This window comes from Streptomyces sp. NPDC014727 (assembly GCF_043083485.1).
Taxonomy (GTDB): domain Bacteria; phylum Actinomycetota; class Actinomycetes; order Streptomycetales; family Streptomycetaceae; genus Streptomyces.
In genome coordinates, this window is the sequence record NZ_JBIBYR010000047.1 from 16,969 (window position 1) to 34,588 (window position 17,620).

Genomic DNA, 17,620 nt, shown 5'->3' on the forward strand with positions numbered 1-17,620 from the left:
ACCACCCGACGGCAGGGGCTCCCGGCGGGCGCTTGCCGCACCGGGAGCCCCTGAAGATCCGTCATCCGTCATCCGTCATCCGTCATCCGGAAGAGCCGGCTGACGGACTGTCGTCACTGCCCCGCGTACTTCTTGCTGACCGACTCGTAGACGCCCTTGGCCTCCTTGCCGAAGCGCGGCCCCGCCAGCCAGCCGGCCGTCACCGGGCCGATGGAGGTGTTCGAGACCAGCGCGGGCCTGCCGTCCTGGCCCGCTGCGACCCAGCCGCCACCGGAGGCTCCGCCGGTCATGGTGCAGCCGATGCGGTACATCGTCGGGTCCTGCGCGGTCAGCGAGAGCCTGCCCGGCTTGTCCGCGCACTGGAACGCCTTCTGGCCGTCGTACGGCGGAGCGGCCGGGAAGCCGGTGGCCGTCATGCTGCCGATCTTCGGCACGGCCGGTGCGTTGAACTCGACGGGCAGCGCGGAGCCGACCGTCTCCTCCAGCGACTTGCCCGTGGAGCCCTTCTCCGGGGTGACATGCAGCACCGCGAAGTCGTACGGGGCGCCCTGGCCGCCGACCGAGGCGCCCTGGGAGATCCACTGGTCGGACGTCTGCGCCCACTGGCCCCACCACACGCCGTACGGGGCGATCTCCTGCTTGGTCGCCGTCTTCAGCTCCGCCGGCGACAGACCCTTGTTGTTGTACGACGGAACGAAGGCGATGTTGCGGTACCAGCCGCCCTTCTTGCCCGCGTGCACGCAGTGCCCCGCCGTCCACACCAGGTTGGACTTGCCGGGGTGGGCCGGGTCCTTCACCACCGTCGCGGAGCAGACCATGGAACCCTCGGGGCTGTCGAAGAGCAGCTTCCCGGACTCCGCGGCGTTGGCGTGGTACGGCGTTCGGACACCGGCGGCCCGGACCGGCGCGGGGGTCGGGTCCGTCACGCCCACATCACCCGAGATGTCGTTGTCGACCGGCTTCTCCGGCGACTTGTCGGCATCCCGCATCCGGTCCGGGTCCCAGAGCCCCTCGATGATCGGGTTGACGAAGTCCTTCGCCTCGCGCAGCCACTTGTCCCTGTCCCAGTTCTTCCACTCGCCGTTCTTCCACTGGTCGAGATCGATTCCGTGTTCCTTGAGCCGGTTCTTCAGATCGTCCGGAATGGTGATCTTGCCGTCCGCGGCCTGGCCTGCGGGACTGCTCGGCTTGTCACTCGCTTCGTCCTCGCCGGGCCCGCAGGCGGTGGCGGTGAGCGCGAGGACCGCGGTGACCGCGGCCGTGGCGAGCACCGAGGAGCGCCTACGGCGTGTGCCCTCCTGACGTGCGGCGAGAGCCGGTCGAATGAGTCGCATGTGGTGATCCCCCTGGGACTTCGTAACTCAACACTTCTGTACTGCACTTCGGTACTGCCGCGAGCCGTTCGTTCCGAACGCCCTGCGGACTGCCGGAAATGTGCCCGAGCCCTCCGTGCGGCCCCCACTATGCCGGTGCCGATGGGGACGGCACGCGGCAGGGCCACGGTTCCGCCTCCGCAAGGATCTTCGGATTCGGCCGTGATCCCCGGCGTCCGGCGTCGTTGGTAGTACGAGGGACTCGCGGACAGCGTTCATCCCCGCAGTCCGTCCGTGCGCCGACGTACCGACGTGCAACGCAACTGTTACAGCGGGAGGACCAACAGCCGTGGCCGTGACCGAACCAGCTCCGGTGGCAGCACCGGCGGGGCACGAGGGGATCCTGCGCCGCCAGTCACTGCGTGAATCCGCCGCCCGTACCTATGCGCGTTCACTGCCCATCGTGCCGGTACGGGCCCGGGGGATGACCATCGAGGGCGCGGACGGGCGGCGATACCTCGACTGTCTCTCCGGGGCAGGCACCCTGGCGCTCGGGCATAACCACCCGGTGGTCCTGGAGGCGATCAAGAAGGTGATCGACTCGGGCGCACCGCTCCAGGTGCTCGACCTCGCCACCCCGGTCAAGGACGCCTTCACGACGGAGCTGTTCGCGACCCTGCCGAGGCGGCTCGCCGACAACGCCCGGATCCAGTTCTGCGGACCGGCCGGCACGGACGCCGTCGAGGCGGCGTTCAAGCTGGTCCGTACCGCGACCGGCCGCAGCGGGCTTCTCGCCTTCACCGGCGCCTACCACGGAATGACGGCCGGAGCCCTGGCCGCTTCGGGAGGCGCCGAGGACGTACGCGTGACACGACTTCCCTTCCCCCGCGACTACCGCTGCCCCTTCGGCGTCGGAGGCGGGCGCGGCGCGGAGATCGCCGCCCGCTGGACGGAGAACCTGCTGGACGACCCCAAGGGCGGCACACCCCCACCGGCCGGCATGATCCTCGAACCGGTGCAGGGGGAGGGCGGCGTGAACCCCGCCCCCGACGGCTGGATGCGCCGGATGCGTCAGATCACCGAGACCCGCTCCGTCCCCCTGATCGCCGACGAGGTCCAGACGGGTGTGGGGCGCACCGGTGCCTTCTGGGCGGTGGAACACAGCGGGATCGTGCCCGACGTGATGGTGCTCTCCAAGGCCATCGGCGGTTCCCTCCCGCTCGCGGTGATCGTCTACCGCTCCGAACTCGACACCTGGCAGCCGGGCGCCCACGCCGGTACCTTCCGGGGCAACCAACTCGCCATGGCGGCGGGCACGGCCACCCTCTCCTTCGTACGGGAGAACCACCTCGCCGAGCGTGCCGCGACGCTCGGTGCCCGGATGCTCGCGCGCCTCCAGGCGCTGGCCACGGACCACCCGTCCATCGGAGACGTCCGTGGACGGGGCCTGATGATCGGGGTGGAGCTCGTCGACCCCGAGGCCCCGGCGCGGGGCGACGGCCCCGAGCCACCGCCCGCCCCGGCCCTCGCCGCCGCCGTTCAGCAGGAATGCCTGCGCCGCGGGCTCATCGTCGAACTCGGCGGACGCCACTCCACCGTCGTACGCCTCCTCCCGCCCCTCACTCTCACCGACGAACAGGCAACAGCGGTCGTGGACCGCCTCGCCGACGCCCTGGCAGCCGCCGAGCGCCTGCCGCACCGCCGGACCACGACCGGGGCGATTCGCTGACCCCCCTCACAAGGAAGACCGCCGTGAACCCCACCCCCGCGCCCCAGGCCGACGGCCCTCCCCCCACCCCGCAGGGAGGACCGGCCGGGCTCACCGGCAACCTCGTCGTGGAGCACACCACCGTGCCGCGCCAGAAGGCGGCACCGCACGATGAGCAGTACCTCCCGATGCACATGGAGAGCGCCGAGGCGCCCACTGACCTCCTCGACCATCCGGATCCGCTGCGCGCCGCCGACACGGCCGGTGTCGAGAATCTGCTCCGCTGCTGGGTTCGGGAGAGCGATCTGTCCCGACCGGCCGGGGAAACCCTCCGTATCCCCCTTCCCGCGAGCGGATCCGCGCTGCTCGTCCCCGTCGTCTACTGGTCCGTCACGGGCTGGCACCGCTTCGGCATGCCCGTCCTGGAAGGGGCACCCGAAGGTGCGCCACCCGTCGACGCCGTGACGGTCGCCGCGCTCCTGAGCCGCGAGGCCGACCGCGACGGGGGCACCGACATGGTGGCCCGGGTCGCCGACTCCGTACAGCGAACCGCCAGCTTCATCGCCGAGCGGCGCCGCACCCCCGAGGCCCCGGCCGAAGCGGACCTCTTCCTCACCGCCGAGCAGTCACTCCTCCTCGGACATCCGCTCCACCCCACGCCCAAGAGCCGCGAAGGCCTTTCCGAAGCGGAATGCCGCCGCTACTCGCCCGAGTCGCACGGCTCCTTCCCGCTCCACTGGATGGCTGTCCACCGGTCCGTACTGGCCACCGACTCCGCCTGGACCGAGGGCGGCCGTCCGGTACCGGCGGCGGAACTGGTCACCTCCCACACCGAGGGGCTTCGACTCCCCGACAACACCGCACCGATTCCGCTCCACCCCTGGCAGGCCCGCGAACTCGGACACCGGCCCGAAGTCGCCGCCCTGCTCGACGCCGGACTCCTCCACGACCTGGGGCCGCACGGGAAGCCCTGGCACCCCACCTCCTCCGTCCGTACCGTGCACCGGCCGGACGCCGACATGATGCTCAAGCTCTCCCTCGGCCTCCGCATCACCAACTCCCGCCGGGAGAACCTCCGCAAGGAACTCCACCGCGGGGTCGAGGTGCACCGGCTGCTCCGCAGCGGCCTCGCCGCGCGGTGGCACGCGGTACACCCCGGCTTCGACATCGTCCGTGACCCCGCCTGGCTCGCCGTCGACGGCCCGGACGGCGAGCCCGTCGCGGGTCTCGACGTGATGCTGCGTCACAACCCCTTCGGGCCGTTCGACGACGCGGTCTGCATCGCCGCGCTCACCGCCCCGCGCCCCTGGCCGGGCCGGACGGGTACGCACTCACGCCTCACCGGGATCGTCCTCGCCCTGGCTGCCGCCACCGGACGAGCCGTGGGGGCGGTCGCCACCGAATGGTTCCTGCGCTATCTCGACCGCGTCGTACGTCCGGTTCTCTGGCTCGACGGTCACGCGGGTGTCGCGCTCGAAGCCCACCAGCAGAACACGCTGGTGCTGCTCGACCCCCACGGCTGGCCCGTCGGCGGCCGATACCGTGACAACCAGGGCTACTACTTCCGTGAGTCCCACCGCACCGCGCTGGAGCACCGGCTCCCCGGCATCGGACGGGTCAGCGACACCTTCGTCCCCGACGCGGTCACCGACGAACGCTTCGCCTATTACGTCGGCATCAACAACGTGTTCGGCCTGATCGGGGCCTTCGGCGCACAGCGCCTCGCCGACGAACAGGTGCTCATCGCCGCGTTCCGCCGATTCCTCGACTCGGCCACCGCGCTGGGCTCCCCCCTGCCGGCGCATCTGCTGGAGAACTCCTATCTGCGGTGCAAGGCCAACCTGTTGACCCGGTTGCACGGCCTCGATGAACTCGTCGGGCCCGTGGACACCCAGTCCGTCTACGTCACCATGGCCAATCCCTTGTACGCCTGAAAGAACATGGCAATCATCTGATCCGCCGAGAGGAGAGCGACACCGTGGCTCCCGCCGATGCGCACACCGAAGCCGGTGCCGGCCCTGCCCCGCCGACCGACACGGGCGCCGAGGACACCCTGGACCTGCCGCTCTCCGAAGAACTCCTCGCCCTGTTCGAGGAGGAGGAACCGGCCACGCCCGGGGAGGAAGCACCGGCCACCCCGGCGCTGTCCCTGTCGCCGAACACGTCCGCGTCGTCCGAACCGGGCGACGCGGGCCCGGCCGCAGGCAGACGGACGGCCACGGGCAGTGCGGCCTTCGCTGATCTGCTCGACCACCCGGCCGACTGGGGACCGGCGGCCACCCCGGCCGGAGTGTTCCAGCTCGTACCCGTACGGCTGGAACGCGACCTCGCCGTGATCAGCCGCTGGATGAACGACCCCGCGGTCGCCGCTTTCTGGGAACTCGCCGGCCCCGAAGCGGTCACCGCCGACCACCTGCGTCCTCAACTCGACGGCGACGGACGCAGCGTCCCATGTCTCGGCGTGCTGGCCGGGATTCCCATGAGCTACTGGGAGATCTACCGAGCGGATCTCGATCCGCTGGCGCGCCACTACCCCGCCCGCCCGCACGACACCGGAATCCACCTGCTCATCGGCGGTGTGAACAACCGGGGACGCGGGGTCGGCACCACCCTGCTGCGGGCCGTCTCCGACCTCGTGCTCGACAACCGCCCCCTGTGCGCGCGTGTCGTCGCGGAACCCGACCTGCGAAACACCCCCTCCGTCTCCGCCTTCCTGAGCGCCGGCTTCCGCTTCTCCGCGGAAGTCGAACTCCCCGACAAGCGAGCTGCCCTGATGGTCCGCGAACGAACCCACCGTGCCCAGCTGTGAACGATCTGCTGCCTTGCGTATACCGCAATCACCCCATCGGTTCCGTCCCGAGGAGGCCCTGTGCCGAAATATCCCGCGAGCCATGATGCAGCGGAGTCAGCCCCTCTGCTCAGCACACCGGAACTGAACCGGGCGGCCTGGGACGGAGCCGCCGCCCGGCTGCTTGCGAAGATGCTCGGTCAGTTCGCCTACGAGGAAGTCGTCGAACCGGTCGCACAGGCCGACGGGAGCGACACGTACATCCTCGGACTCGACGACGGCGGAATCCTGAGCTTCAGCGCCCGACGGGGCGTGTACGGCGGCTGGCTCGTCGCTCCCGATTCGATTCGTGAGACGCGCGGGAGCGCCGGGGCCGCCCCTGCGGAATCGGCGCGCGACAGCGACCGGAGCGCGTCTGCGGAATCGACGTACGGCAGTGGCCCGGACACGTTCGCCGATCAGCTCCGGAACCGGAACAGCGACACCGTCCCCTTTCATGACCCGCTGAGCTTCCTCGCCCGTGCTCGCCACCTCCTCGGGATCGACGGCGCCACCCTCGGCCACCTCATCCGCGAGATCACCACCACCCTCGCCGCCGACGTCCGGCTCGACCGCACCGCGCTCCCCGTCGCCCGGCTGGCCGACCTCGACTACGCCGAGCTGGAAGGGCATCAGACCGGTCACCCCTGGCTCGTGGCCAACAAGGGGCGCCTCGGCTTCTCCGCCACCGACGCCTCCTGCTACGCCCCCGAGGCCCGCACGCCGGTCAGGCTGCCGTGGATCGCCGTCTCCACCCGGATCGCCGCCTACCGGGGAGTGACCGGCCTGGCCACTCCTCGGCAGCTGTACGCGCAGGAACTCGACCGGTCGGTCCGCGACTCCTTCGCCGCCGTGCTCCACACCCGCGGCCTCGATCCCGACAGCTATCTCTGTCTCCCCGTGCACCCCTGGCAGTGGGACGAATGGATCGTTCCGGTCTTCGCCCCGGCCATTGCCGCGGGCGACATCGTTCCGCTCCACGCCGACGCGGACGACCGGTTGCCGCAGCAGTCCATCCGTACCTTGACCAACGTGTCCCGTCCCGACCGGCACACGGTCAAACTGCCCCTGTCGATCCTCAACACGCTGGTCTGGCGGGGTCTGCCGACCGAGCGCACCCTCGCGGCCCCCGCCGTCACCGGGTGGGTCCAGGGCCTGCGTGACCAGGACGCCTTTCTGCGCGACACCTGTGGGGTCATCCTGCTCGGCGAGGTGGCCTCCGTGACCGTCGAGCACCCGCTCTACGACCACCTTCCCGAGGCCCCGTACCAGTTCAAGGAGATCCTCGGCGCGATCTGGCGAGAACCGCTCCAGCCCAGGCTCGCGCCGGGTGAACGGGCCCGGACCCTCGCCTCGCTGCTCCACACCGATCCCCGGGGACGCGCCTTCTCGGCCGAACTCGTCGCCCGCTCGGGACTGACCCCCACCACCTGGCTGACCCGGCTCTTCGCCGCGTTGCTCCCGCCGCTGCTGCACTTCCTCTACCGCTACGGCACCGTGTTCTCCCCGCACGGCGAGAACGCCATCGTCGTCTTCGACGACCAGGACGTACCGGTGCGCCTGGCGATCAAGGACTTCGTGGACGATGTGAACATCAGCTCCCAGCCGCTGCCGGAGCACGCGTCGATGCCGCAGGACGTACGCGACATCCTCCTCACCGAGCCCCCCTCGTTCCTCACCCAGTTCATTCACGCCGGACTGTTCATCGGTGTCTTCCGATTCCTGTCCCCGCTCTGCGAGGAGCAGCTGGGAGTCCCGGAAGCCGATTTCTGGTCACTCGTGCGGGCCGAGATCCTGCGGTACCACGCCCGCTTTCCCGAGCTCAAGGAGCGTTTCGAGATGTTCGACATGCTGACGCCCCGCATCCAACGCCTCTGCCTGAACCGCAACCGCCTGCATGTGGACGGTTACCGGGACCGCCCCCGGCGGCCGCACGCCGCCATCCACGGAACCGTTCCGAACCCGCTCCACCCCTCCGTCTGAGTCCGGGAGTGATCGCCGTTGTCAGTGGTGCACCGTAGGCTGGTCGGGCTATGACGAAGCCATCCCTCCCCGAGCTCCTCCACGCCGCCGTGACCGCTGTCGGCGGTACGGAACGGCCTGGCCAGGCCGCCATGGCCGAGGCCGTCGCCGAGGCTGTCGACGACCAATCCCATCTGCTCGTCCAGGCCGGCACCGGCACCGGCAAGTCCCTCGGCTACCTGGTGCCCGCGCTGGCGCACGGGGAGCGCGTAGTGGTGGCCACGGCGACGCTGGCGCTGCAGCGCCAGCTCGTGGAGCGCGATCTTCCGCGCACGGTCGACGCCCTGCACCCGCTGCTGCGCAGACGCCCCCAGTTCGCCATGCTCAAGGGCCGGTCCAACTATCTCTGCCTGCACCGGCTCCACGAAGGAGTGCCGCAGGACGAGGAGGAGGGACTCTTCGATCAGTTCGAGGCCGCGGCCCCGTCGAGCAAGCTCGGCCAGGATCTGCTGAGGCTGCGCGACTGGTCGGACGAGACGGAGAGCGGGGACCGTGACGACCTCACCCCCGGTGTCTCCGACCGCGCCTGGGCGCAGGTCTCGGTCTCCTCGCGCGAATGTCTGGGCGCCTCCAAGTGCGCGTACGGCGCCGAGTGCTTCGCGGAGCTCGCCCGTGAGCGTGCCAAGCTCGCCGATGTCGTGGTCACCAATCACGCCCTCCTCGCCATCGACGCCATCGAGGGCGCCCCGGTGCTCCCGCAGCACGAGGTGCTGATCGTCGACGAGGCCCATGAGCTGGTCTCCCGGGTCACCGGAGTGGCCACCGGAGAGCTCACCCCCGGTCAGGTCAACCGCGCTGTGCGCCGAGCGGCGAAGCTGGTCAACGAGAAGGCGGCCGACGCCCTGCAGACCGCGTCGGAGGGCTTCGAGCGGGTGATGGAGCTGGCGCTCCCCGGCCGGCTGGAAGAGGTCCCCGAGGACCTCGGCTACGCACTGCTGGCCCTCCGGGACGCCGCGCGTACGGTGATCTCGGCCCTGGGCGCCACCCGGGACAAGTCCGTTCAGGACGAGGACGCCGTCCGTAAGCAGGCACTCGCATCGGTGGAGACGATCCACGGCGTCGCCGAGCGGATCACCCAGGGCTCGGAGTACGACGTCGTCTGGTACGAGCGACACGACCGTTTCGGCGCCTCCGTGCGGGTCGCCCCGCTCTCCGTCTCCGGACTTCTCCGCGAGAAGCTCTTCGCCGAACGGTCCGTCGTCCTCACATCGGCGACGCTCAAGCTCGGCGGGGATTTCAACGGGGTGGGGGCGTCGCTCGGGCTCGCTCCCGAGGGCACTGCGGGCGATGACATTCCGCAATGGAAGGGACTCGACGTCGGGTCACCGTTCGATTACCCGAAGCAGGGCATCCTGTACGTCGCCCGGCATCTGGCGACGCCCGGCAGGGAGGGATCCCGCACCGACATGCTGGACGAGCTCGCCGAGCTGGTGGAGGCGGCGGGCGGGCGCACTCTCGGGCTGTTCTCGTCCATGCGGGCGGCTCAGGCCGCCGCCGAGGAAATGCGAGGGCGACTCGACAAGCCGATCCTGCTGCAGGGCGAGGAGACCCTCGGAGAGCTGATCAAGAACTTCGCAGCCGACCCCGAGACCTGCCTCTTCGGCACGCTGTCTCTCTGGCAGGGTGTCGATGTGCCCGGGGCCAGCTGCCAGCTGGTGGTCATGGACCGGATCCCGTTCCCGCGCCCCGACGATCCGTTGATGAGCGCGCGCCAGAAGGCGGTCGAGGAGGCGGGCGGCAATGGGTTCATGGCCGTCGCGGCCACGCATGCCGCGCTGCTGATGGCCCAGGGTGCCGGCCGACTGGTCAGGGCCACGGGCGACAAGGGCGTGGTCGCGGTGCTCGATCCGCGCCTGGCCAACGCCCGGTACGGCAGCTATCTGCGCGCCTCGCTGCCCGATTTCTGGTACACGACCGACCGTAATCAGGCGCGCCGCTCGCTCGCAGCGATCGATTCGGCGGCCAAGGCCGACGGCCGGTAGTCCGTCCGGCGGTCGGGGGGCACAGGCAGGCCCCGGGATCGGCGCAGTGAATCCCGGGGCCCGGTCGGAGCCGGCGAGTCGTCACACTCGCCGCAGCACCGCCACCACCTTGCCGAGAATCGTCGCCTCGTCGCCCGGGATCGGCTGATAGGCGGAGTTGTGCGGGAGCAGCCACACATGGCCGTCCTCACGCTTGAAGCGCTTGACCGTGGCCTCGCCGTCCAGCATGGCTGCCACGATGTCGCCGTTCTCCGCGACGGGCTGGCGGCGCACGGTGACCCAGTCGCCGTCACAGATCGCCGCCTCGATCATCGAGTCACCGACGACCTTGAGTACGAACAGCTCTCCGTCGCCGACCAGCTGGCGGGGGAGCGGGAAGACGTCCTCGACCGACTCCTCGGCGAGGATCGGGCCACCGGCCGCGATCCGGCCCACCAGCGGTACATACGAAGCCGCGGGCTTCCCGGTCGTATCGGTGGGCTGCGAGGTGGGCTGGTCCGAGCCACGGACCTCGTACGCCCGCGGGCGATGGGGGTCGCGACGCAGGAAGCCCTTGCGCTCCAGGGCCATCAGCTGATGGGCGACGGAGGACGTGCTGGACAGGCCCACTGCCTGACCGATCTCCCGCATCGAGGGCGGATACCCACGCCGCTGCACGGAATCCCGGATCACCTCGATCACGCGCCGCTGCCGGTCCGTGAGCCCCGAGCTGTCCGCCCGGATCCCTGGAGGCCGGCCGGGCAACGAGCGCGCTGGGCGCATGGGCTCGGGCCCCTCCGTGTTCGTGACTGGGTCATTCATGGCATGCACCGGCTCGAGTCGGCTCTGGGAGCGGTCCTGGGCAGTGATGGTGGCACTGTCTGCGGTGGTGGTCACGTCGGCCCCTCTCGAATGGTCTCCCTAGCTGGACAACGGTAGTGGCTTTCGAAAGGTTGCGCCAAACACACGTTCGAGTGAAAAACGAATAAAAGTCTGTCGTGTGTTCACTGCCGGGTGTATGTGCGGCGCCGGGTCGGTCGACCTCCGGCTCGGAGTGGTCCGTCGGGGTCGAGGAGGAATCCGGACCGCTTTCCCGTGGCAATTCGGACCATTACGGTAACGTTCGCCGGCGCGATCTCGCCGGGCGGGGGGCCTCCCCGGGTGTTGTCCGAGTCCGACAGCGGGAGCCCCGCAATCCTGGCGGCCTCGCGGTTCCCGTAACCTCGTGCTCGGCCGTACGCTGCCTGCCGATCGCCTGCGATGCGCGACACGCGCTAGGGCCGAATGCGCGGCCAAACCCAAGATCTAGTGGTTGGATTGCTCCAGTCACCCAGAAGTTGTGGTCCCCGGTCTGCCGGGGGTGTGGCCATCGCCTATGCTTGTCACTGCTTCGAGGGGCCCCGGCGGGCCCTGAAGAGGCTATTCAGTCGTGCTGTGAAGGAGGGTTGGGAGCCATGCACTGCCCCTTCTGCAGGCACCCCGACAGCCGGGTCGTCGACAGTCGCACCACCGATGACGGCACGTCGATCCGTCGCCGCCGCCAGTGCCCCGACTGTGCCCGCCGCTTCACCACGGTGGAGACCTGTTCGCTGATGGTGGTCAAGCGCAGCGGTGTGACCGAACCCTTCAGCCGTACCAAGGTCATCTCCGGCGTGCGCAAGGCGTGCCAGGGGCGGCCGGTCACCGAGGACGCCCTCGCCAAGCTCGGCCAGTGGGTCGAGGAGGCGGTGCGCGCCACCGGCAGCGCCGAGCTGACCACCCATGACGTGGGCCTGGCCATCCTCGGCCCCCTGCAGGAACTCGACCTTGTCGCGTACCTGCGTTTCGCGTCCGTGTACCGGGCGTTCGACACACTCGAAGACTTCGAGGCCGCCATCGCGGAACTCCGCGAACGGCGACCTCTCGTGGAGGAGCGCGGGACCGGAGAGACCCTTGAGGTCCCCGTTCCCGCCGGCGCCGCCGACTGAGCGACACCGGCCGATCGGCGCAGATGTGCGGATCGGCGACAGAGCGGCTTCATGGACCCGCTCCGGGCGCTGTGCGTGGCGCCCGGAGCATCAGAGACAGACTGTGCCCCGGGAAGTTCTGGGCACTTCAGGGCGTTTTTGCCCACATATGGGAGGCGGCATGACAGAGACGGCGAGCGGCCCGGCACGAGGTTCCCGAGCCAAGGGATCCAAGTCGAGCAAGGGTCTGCGTATCGAGCGCATCCACACCACCCCCGGCGTGCATCCGTACGACGAGGTGGCATGGGAGCGCCGTGACGTCGTCATGACCAACTGGCGCGACGGTTCGATCAACTTCGAGCAGCGTGGCGTCGAGTTCCCCGACTTCTGGTCGGTGAACGCGGTCAACATCGTCACCAGCAAGTACTTCCGCGGGGCCGTCGGCACCCCGCAGCGCGAGACCGGTCTGCGACAGCTCATCGACCGGATCGTGAAGACGTACCGCAAGGCCGGCGAGGAGCACGGCTACTTCGCCTCTCCCGCGGACGCCGAGATCTTCGAGCACGAGCTCGCGTACGCCCTCCTGCACCAGATCTTCAGCTTCAACTCGCCGGTCTGGTTCAACGTCGGCACGCCCCAGCCGCAGCAGGTCTCCGCCTGCTTCATCCTGGCCGTCGACGACTCCATGGAGTCGATCCTCGACTGGTACAAGGAAGAGGGCATGATCTTCAAGGGCGGCTCCGGCGCCGGCCTGAACCTCTCCCGTATCCGCTCCTCCAAGGAGCTGCTGTCCTCGGGCGGCAACGCCTCCGGCCCGGTCTCCTTCATGCGCGGTGCCGACGCCTCCGCCGGAACGATCAAGTCCGGTGGTGCCACCCGGCGTGCGGCCAAGATGGTCATCCTCGACGTCGACCACCCCGACATCGAGAACTTCATCGAGACCAAGGTGAAGGAAGAGGAGAAGATCCGCGCCCTGCGCGACGCGGGCTTCGACATGGACCTGGGCGGCGACGACATCACGTCCGTCCAGTACCAGAACGCCAACAACTCGGTCCGCGTGAACGACGAGTTCATGAAGGCCGTCGAGTCCGGTGGCAAGTTCGGGCTGCGCGCGCGGATGACCGGTGACGTCATCGAAGAGGTCGAGGCCAAGTCCCTCTTCCGCAAGATGGCCGAGGCGGCCTGGGCCTGCGCAGATCCGGGCATCCAGTACGACGACACGATCAACCAGTGGCACACCTGCCCGGAGTCCGGCCGGATCAACGGCTCGAACCCCTGCAGCGAGTACATGCACCTGGACAACACCTCGTGCAACCTGGCCTCGCTGAACCTGATGAAGTTCCTCAAGGACGACGGCAAGGGCAACCAGTCCTTCGAGTCCGAGCGCTTCGCCAAGGTCGTCGAGCTGGTCATCACCGCGATGGACATCTCCATCTGCTTCGCCGACTTCCCCACGCAGAAGATCGGCGAGAACACTCGCGCCTTCCGCCAGCTGGGCATCGGTTACGCCAACCTCGGCGCCCTGCTGATGGCGACCGGCCACGCGTACGACAGCGACGGCGGCCGCGCCCTCGCCGGTGCCATCACCTCGCTGATGACCGGCACCTCGTACAAGCGCTCCGCCGAGCTCGCCGCGGTCGTCGGCGCGTACGACGGCTACGCCCGCAACGCCGAGCCGCACCAGCGCGTCATGAAGCAGCACGCCGATGCCAACGCCGCGGCCGTCCACATGGACGACCTGGACAACCCGATCTGGGCCGCCGCCACGGAGGCCTGGCAGGACGTGATCCGCCTCGGCGCGAAGAACGGTTTCCGCAACGCGCAGGCCTCGGTCATCGCGCCCACCGGCACCATCGGTCTCGCCATGTCCTGCGACACCACCGGCCTTGAGCCCGACCTCGCCCTGGTCAAGTTCAAGAAGCTGGTCGGCGGCGGTTCGATGCAGATCGTCAACGGCACCGTTCCGCAGGCCCTGCGCCGCCTGGGCTACCAGGAGGAGCAGATCGAGGCGATCGTCGCCCACATCGCCGAGCACGGCAATGTGATCGACGCCCCCGGTCTGAAGACCGAGCACTACGAGGTCTTCGACTGCGCGATGGGCGAGCGTTCCATCTCCGCGATGGGCCACGTGCGCATGATGGCCGCGATCCAGCCGTGGATCTCCGGCGCGCTCTCCAAGACGGTGAACCTGCCGGAGACGGCCACCGTCGAGGACGTGGAAGAGGTCTACTTCGAGGCGTGGAAGATGGGCGTCAAGGCGCTCGCGATCTACCGCGACAACTGCAAGGTCGGCCAGCCCCTCTCCGCGAAGACCAAGGAGAAGGAGAAGTCCGCGACCGACGCGGTCGCGGTCAAGGCCGAGGACACCATCCGTACCGCGGTCGAGAAGGTCGTCGAGTACCGCCCGGTCCGCAAGCGCCTCCCCAAGGGCCGTCCCGGCATCACCACCTCCTTCACGGTGGGCGGCGCCGAGGGCTACATGACCGCCAATTCCTACCCGGACGACGGTCTCGGAGAGGTCTTCCTGAAGATGTCCAAGCAGGGTTCCACCCTCGCGGGCATGATGGACGCCTTCTCCATCGCCGTCTCGGTCGGTCTGCAGTACGGCGTCCCGCTGGAGACGTACGTCTCGAAGTTCACCAACATGCGCTTCGAGCCGGCCGGCATGACGGACGACCCGGACGTGCGGATGGCGCAGTCGATCGTCGACTACATCTTCCGCCGTCTCGCGCTGGACTTCCTGCCCTTCGAGACCCGCTCGGCACTCGGCATCCACTCGGCCGAGGAGCGTCAGCGTCACCTCGACACCGGTTCGTACGAGCCCTCCCTGGAGGACGACGAACTGGACGTCGAGGCGCTGGCCCAGTCCGCCCCGGTGCGGACGGAGCCGCTGAAGGCGGTCGCGGCCGTGCCGGAGGCCGAGAAGCCGGCCCCGAGGACGGCGCACACCTCGGCGGAGCTCGTCGAGATGCAGCTGGGCATCAGCGCGGACGCGCCGCTCTGCTTCTCCTGCGGTACGAAGATGCAGCGCGCCGGGTCCTGCTACATCTGCGAGGGCTGCGGCTCGACCAGCGGTTGCAGCTGAGCACGAGCTCCGAGGCGTCTGACGCGACGTTGAGCGTCCCCCGCCGAGGGCGTTGAGCCGCACTGCACAGAGGGTGCCGACCTGAGGTCGGCACCCTCTGTCGTGTCTTTGTCGCGGGGGTACGGCCCTGACTCTTCCCCGCGACCCGTCACGCTCCGGGCGTACGGCCGCCCATCGTCTCCGCGAAGGTACCGGGGTCCCCGTCGAAGCCCCGGACCGTGGCGTGGAACTCCCAGACACCGGAGGCGCCGCGGACGAACTCGGCGACGGTCGCCGCGGTGGCGTTGCCGACCGAGGAGAAGTCGTCCTCGGCCAGATTCGTATAGCCCTCCCGGACCTGTACGCCCGTGTTCGCTATCTCGGCGAACGTCTTGCGGCCATCGCGCTGCTGAATGGCGACGCCGACGACGACCCGGGTGTACGTGGCCGACAACCGGTGCAGTTCAAGCGTCATCACTTCGTCGAAACCGAAGCCCTGGCCGGTCCTGCTGTCGCGGTCGAGATTGATGGTGCCGTCCGGCGAACGGCTGTCGAAGTGCACGAGGTACGCGGGACTGCCGTACGGCGCCTCCGCGAAGTAAGTGGCCGCGATGATGTCGAGGTCGTGGGCCGGGGCACCCGGCGGGCTGGGATCCCATTTCAGCCTGACTTCGACCTTTTCGAGGTCCTTGTTGGGCGTGCTCATCGGACTTCCCTCCCTGGTGCGCCGCTGGGCCGTCGGGCCGTTCTTACCACCTGATCATGTCCGTAACGGGCTGTGGATCCAACCGGCTCGGTCATCGACGACGGAATCGGGCCAACAGCGTTCAGCCCGTTCAACCCGTTCAGTGTGGAATGCGGCGCGGCGGTCGCTGCCGGACCTCGTCCCGGAACTCCGCGATGGAGCTGCTGACCTGACGGATGAGATGGGTGTCCTCGATGCGGTCGAGATAGAGGCAGTGGCGGGCCACTCCGTCCAGTTCGAAGGCGAAGCAGAGGGTCATCAGGGGATTGATGAACAGTTCACTGCCATGGGTGCGCGAGGTGAACTGGACATCCCCGAAGGCTCCCTGGACGGCTGCGGCGATCGACCCGTTCACGATACTGGGGTGGTCGGGGGTGTGGTGCTGCGCGTGCGCCACCGCGTCGACGAACAGCGCCCCTTCACGGGTCGTACGGGACACGGAGAATGCTCCGAGGCAGGAACCGTCCCGTTCGAGTGCGGCGATGTTCTCCAGTACGAGGCCGTGACTCACCCCGTGATAGGCGTCGATGCCGAAACCGATGGACACAACCAGGCGTTCCGGTACGTCGATTGCGGCGAGCGCGGCGACGCTGGTCAGGTCCTCCTCCGGCGTGCCGAGGCCGGATTCGTCGCCGCGCATCAGGATGTCCGTGCCGCCGTCGACCAGGACGACCGCATCGATGTCGTACGTCTCGATCAGCGCCCGGTAGGCGGCTCGCAGCGGCTGTACTCCCACGCGCGACAGGGCGTGCACCGTGCTCGGGTAGCCGTGCAGTTCGAGCCACTGGGCGAGGGTTCGTTCCGGGAAGTACTCCTGGTGGAGGGCTGTTTCAGGGGTGACGACCGCGACATCCGGCGCGAGCCAGGCGTCGAGGGGCAGTCCTTCGAGAGCGCTGAACGAGAGATTGGCGAGTTGGACCTGCTTGCCCCGGTGGAGGAGGGAGAGCGCGACAGGGAGTCCCGCGTAGATGTCGAAGCCGCCGCCGGCCCCGGCGACGAGGACGCGTTCCGCGGAATCGAGGCGGGCGAAAAGGGGGTTGGAGTGCAACGAGGCCATGGAGATCATTCTTGCTTCGCGCCTTTCGGTTCGCGCGTACTCCATCAGAGCGTGACCCGCGCCATGTTCGGCACCGTACGATGGCGCGGTGCTGGTCAAGTGGATTCGTTGCACCGTGGTGGACCGTCGAGGATTTGAACGGGGACAGCGAAAGTGGGCGGGGCTGCTGGGTGAGCCGGGGTTCAGGGGACAGGGCGGCGGCTGGAGTCGAGGGCGTCCGGAAGTGGCGCATGTCTTCGCCTTTTGGGAGAACCGTGTCTTCTACGACTCGTTCATGGCGCGCGCGCACGACCAGTTGGCCGCCGCGCAGTCCGGTACGTACAGCAGCATCCAGGTCAAGCTGTTCGAGTACCGCTTCGATGTGAAGACCGGCTTCGAACCGCGCTTCACCGACGCAGATGTCGTCAGGGTGGCACACAGCAAGGTGCACGAGGACCGGGTCGAGCATTTCGCCCTGATGCAGGAGAGGGTGTGGAATCCGGCGATGGCCGGCTCGCCCGGCATGCTGCGAGGGGTGTTCGGGGAGGCGCCGGGGCACGAGTTCCTCGTGTTGTCCATGTGGCAGTCCAGCGCCGAGCGGGGCAAATACCGGGCGGGGAGCATCGATCGGCTGACGCAACGGGCGCAGACCGAGGACGATGTGGCCGCGGTGGCGGGAGACGTCGTGCAGCTTGAGCCGTCCTGGACGGTGTGACCGGACCGGACTGGACCGGACCGGACCGGACAGGACTGGACCGGATCGGGCGCACCTGGGGCGGGCCGGGAAGCTCGGCGGCCTCTCCGGTGGTGAGCAGGCACGGCTCGGCAGGTGCGACGACAACGCCGGGGGGCGCGGCACCGGACCACGCGAGCCCGGCATGACCGGAACGAGAGGCCCTACTAGGGTTTTCAACTGCTGGGCATCGAGGTCGGGTGGGTGAGCGTAACCATGTGCGAGTGAGTGTCGTTGTCAGGGCGTGAATCTGACGGAGTGGGCG

At 69.0% G+C, this 17,620-nt stretch carries 12 protein-coding genes; 8 read left to right on the forward strand and 4 right to left on the reverse strand.

Annotated features, from left to right (window positions below; all coding sequences use genetic code 11):
- Positions 1-113 precede the first annotated feature (113 nt).
- A complete protein-coding gene (locus tag ACF1B9_RS36330) occupies positions 114-1,334 on the reverse strand; it encodes a trypsin-like serine peptidase (RefSeq protein ID WP_391744650.1) in 1,221 nt (406 codons plus the stop codon).
- Positions 1,335-1,662: 328 nt separating this feature from the next.
- Here ACF1B9_RS36330 and ACF1B9_RS36335 point away from each other — a divergent pair, with 328 nt between their 5' ends.
- Genes ACF1B9_RS36335 through ACF1B9_RS36355 form a run of 5 tightly spaced genes read left to right on the forward strand, consistent with a single transcriptional unit; the run spans position 1,663 to position 9,852 of the window.
- A complete protein-coding gene (locus ACF1B9_RS36335; RefSeq protein ID WP_391744649.1) occupies positions 1,663-3,042 on the forward strand; it encodes a diaminobutyrate--2-oxoglutarate transaminase family protein in 1,380 nt (459 codons plus the stop codon).
- Between the two features lie 23 nt (positions 3,043-3,065).
- Entirely contained in the window at positions 3,066-4,955 is a 1,890-nt protein-coding gene (locus ACF1B9_RS36340; protein WP_391744648.1) for an IucA/IucC family protein, read from the forward strand.
- Positions 4,956-4,999: 44 nt separating this feature from the next.
- The gene (locus ACF1B9_RS36345; RefSeq protein ID WP_391744646.1) at positions 5,000-5,830 is read left to right on the forward strand and encodes a GNAT family N-acetyltransferase; all 831 of its coding nucleotides are present in this window, start codon (positions 5,000-5,002) and stop codon (positions 5,828-5,830) included.
- 60 nt (positions 5,831-5,890) lie between these two features.
- Positions 5,891-7,831: an IucA/IucC family protein gene (locus tag ACF1B9_RS36350; protein WP_391744644.1), complete on the forward strand. Its 1,941-nt coding sequence runs from the start codon at positions 5,891-5,893 to the stop codon at positions 7,829-7,831.
- A gap of 50 nt (positions 7,832-7,881) precedes the next feature.
- Entirely contained in the window at positions 7,882-9,852 is a 1,971-nt protein-coding gene (locus tag ACF1B9_RS36355) for an ATP-dependent DNA helicase (RefSeq protein WP_391744642.1), read from the forward strand.
- An 81-nt stretch (positions 9,853-9,933) separates the two neighbouring features.
- On the opposite strand, the gene lexA is transcribed toward ACF1B9_RS36355, so the two are convergent.
- Positions 9,934-10,728: a transcriptional repressor LexA gene (gene lexA, locus ACF1B9_RS36360; RefSeq protein WP_351075154.1), complete on the reverse strand. Its 795-nt coding sequence runs from the start codon at positions 10,726-10,728 to the stop codon at positions 9,934-9,936.
- 557 nt (positions 10,729-11,285) lie between these two features.
- Here lexA and nrdR point away from each other — a divergent pair.
- Together nrdR and ACF1B9_RS36370 are read left to right on the forward strand one after the other, a co-directional pair.
- A complete protein-coding gene (gene nrdR / locus ACF1B9_RS36365; protein WP_391744641.1) occupies positions 11,286-11,798 on the forward strand; it encodes a transcriptional regulator NrdR in 513 nt (170 codons plus the stop codon).
- Positions 11,799-11,958: 160 nt separating this feature from the next.
- The gene (locus ACF1B9_RS36370) at positions 11,959-14,862 is read left to right on the forward strand and encodes a vitamin B12-dependent ribonucleotide reductase (protein ID WP_391744639.1); all 2,904 of its coding nucleotides are present in this window, start codon (positions 11,959-11,961) and stop codon (positions 14,860-14,862) included.
- A 148-nt stretch (positions 14,863-15,010) separates the two neighbouring features.
- On the opposite strand, the gene ACF1B9_RS36375 is transcribed toward ACF1B9_RS36370, so the two are convergent.
- Both ACF1B9_RS36375 and ACF1B9_RS36380 read right to left on the reverse strand, forming a co-directional pair.
- Positions 15,011-15,547 (reverse strand): TerD family protein, encoded by a 537-nt coding sequence (locus tag ACF1B9_RS36375; RefSeq protein ID WP_391744638.1) that lies wholly within the window; start codon positions 15,545-15,547, stop codon positions 15,011-15,013.
- A gap of 139 nt (positions 15,548-15,686) precedes the next feature.
- Positions 15,687-16,643 (reverse strand): DUF1152 domain-containing protein, encoded by a 957-nt coding sequence (locus tag ACF1B9_RS36380; protein WP_391744636.1) that lies wholly within the window; start codon positions 16,641-16,643, stop codon positions 15,687-15,689.
- 88 nt (positions 16,644-16,731) lie between these two features.
- Between ACF1B9_RS36380 and ACF1B9_RS36385 the strand changes: the two genes are divergently transcribed.
- Positions 16,732-17,337, forward strand: a complete 606-nt coding sequence (locus ACF1B9_RS36385) for a YdbC family protein (protein WP_351075144.1) — start codon at positions 16,732-16,734, stop codon at positions 17,335-17,337.
- Positions 17,338-17,620: the final 283 nt, after the last annotated feature.

Excerpts from the sequence above, each read along its gene's own strand:
- ACF1B9_RS36375 (WP_391744638.1), bottom strand. The coding sequence starts at position 15,547 with ATGAGCACGCCCAACAAGGACCTCGAAAAGGTCGAAGTCAGGCTGAAA.
- ACF1B9_RS36370 (WP_391744639.1), top strand. The coding sequence starts at position 11,959 with ATGACAGAGACGGCGAGCGGCCCGGCACGAGGTTCCCGAGCCAAGGGA.
- nrdR (WP_391744641.1), top strand. The coding sequence starts at position 11,286 with ATGCACTGCCCCTTCTGCAGGCACCCCGACAGCCGGGTCGTCGACAGT.
- ACF1B9_RS36380 (WP_391744636.1), bottom strand. The coding sequence starts at position 16,643 with ATGGCCTCGTTGCACTCCAACCCCCTTTTCGCCCGCCTCGATTCCGCG.
- ACF1B9_RS36330 (WP_391744650.1), bottom strand. The coding sequence starts at position 1,334 with ATGCGACTCATTCGACCGGCTCTCGCCGCACGTCAGGAGGGCACACGC.
- ACF1B9_RS36355 (WP_391744642.1), top strand. The coding sequence starts at position 7,882 with ATGACGAAGCCATCCCTCCCCGAGCTCCTCCACGCCGCCGTGACCGCT.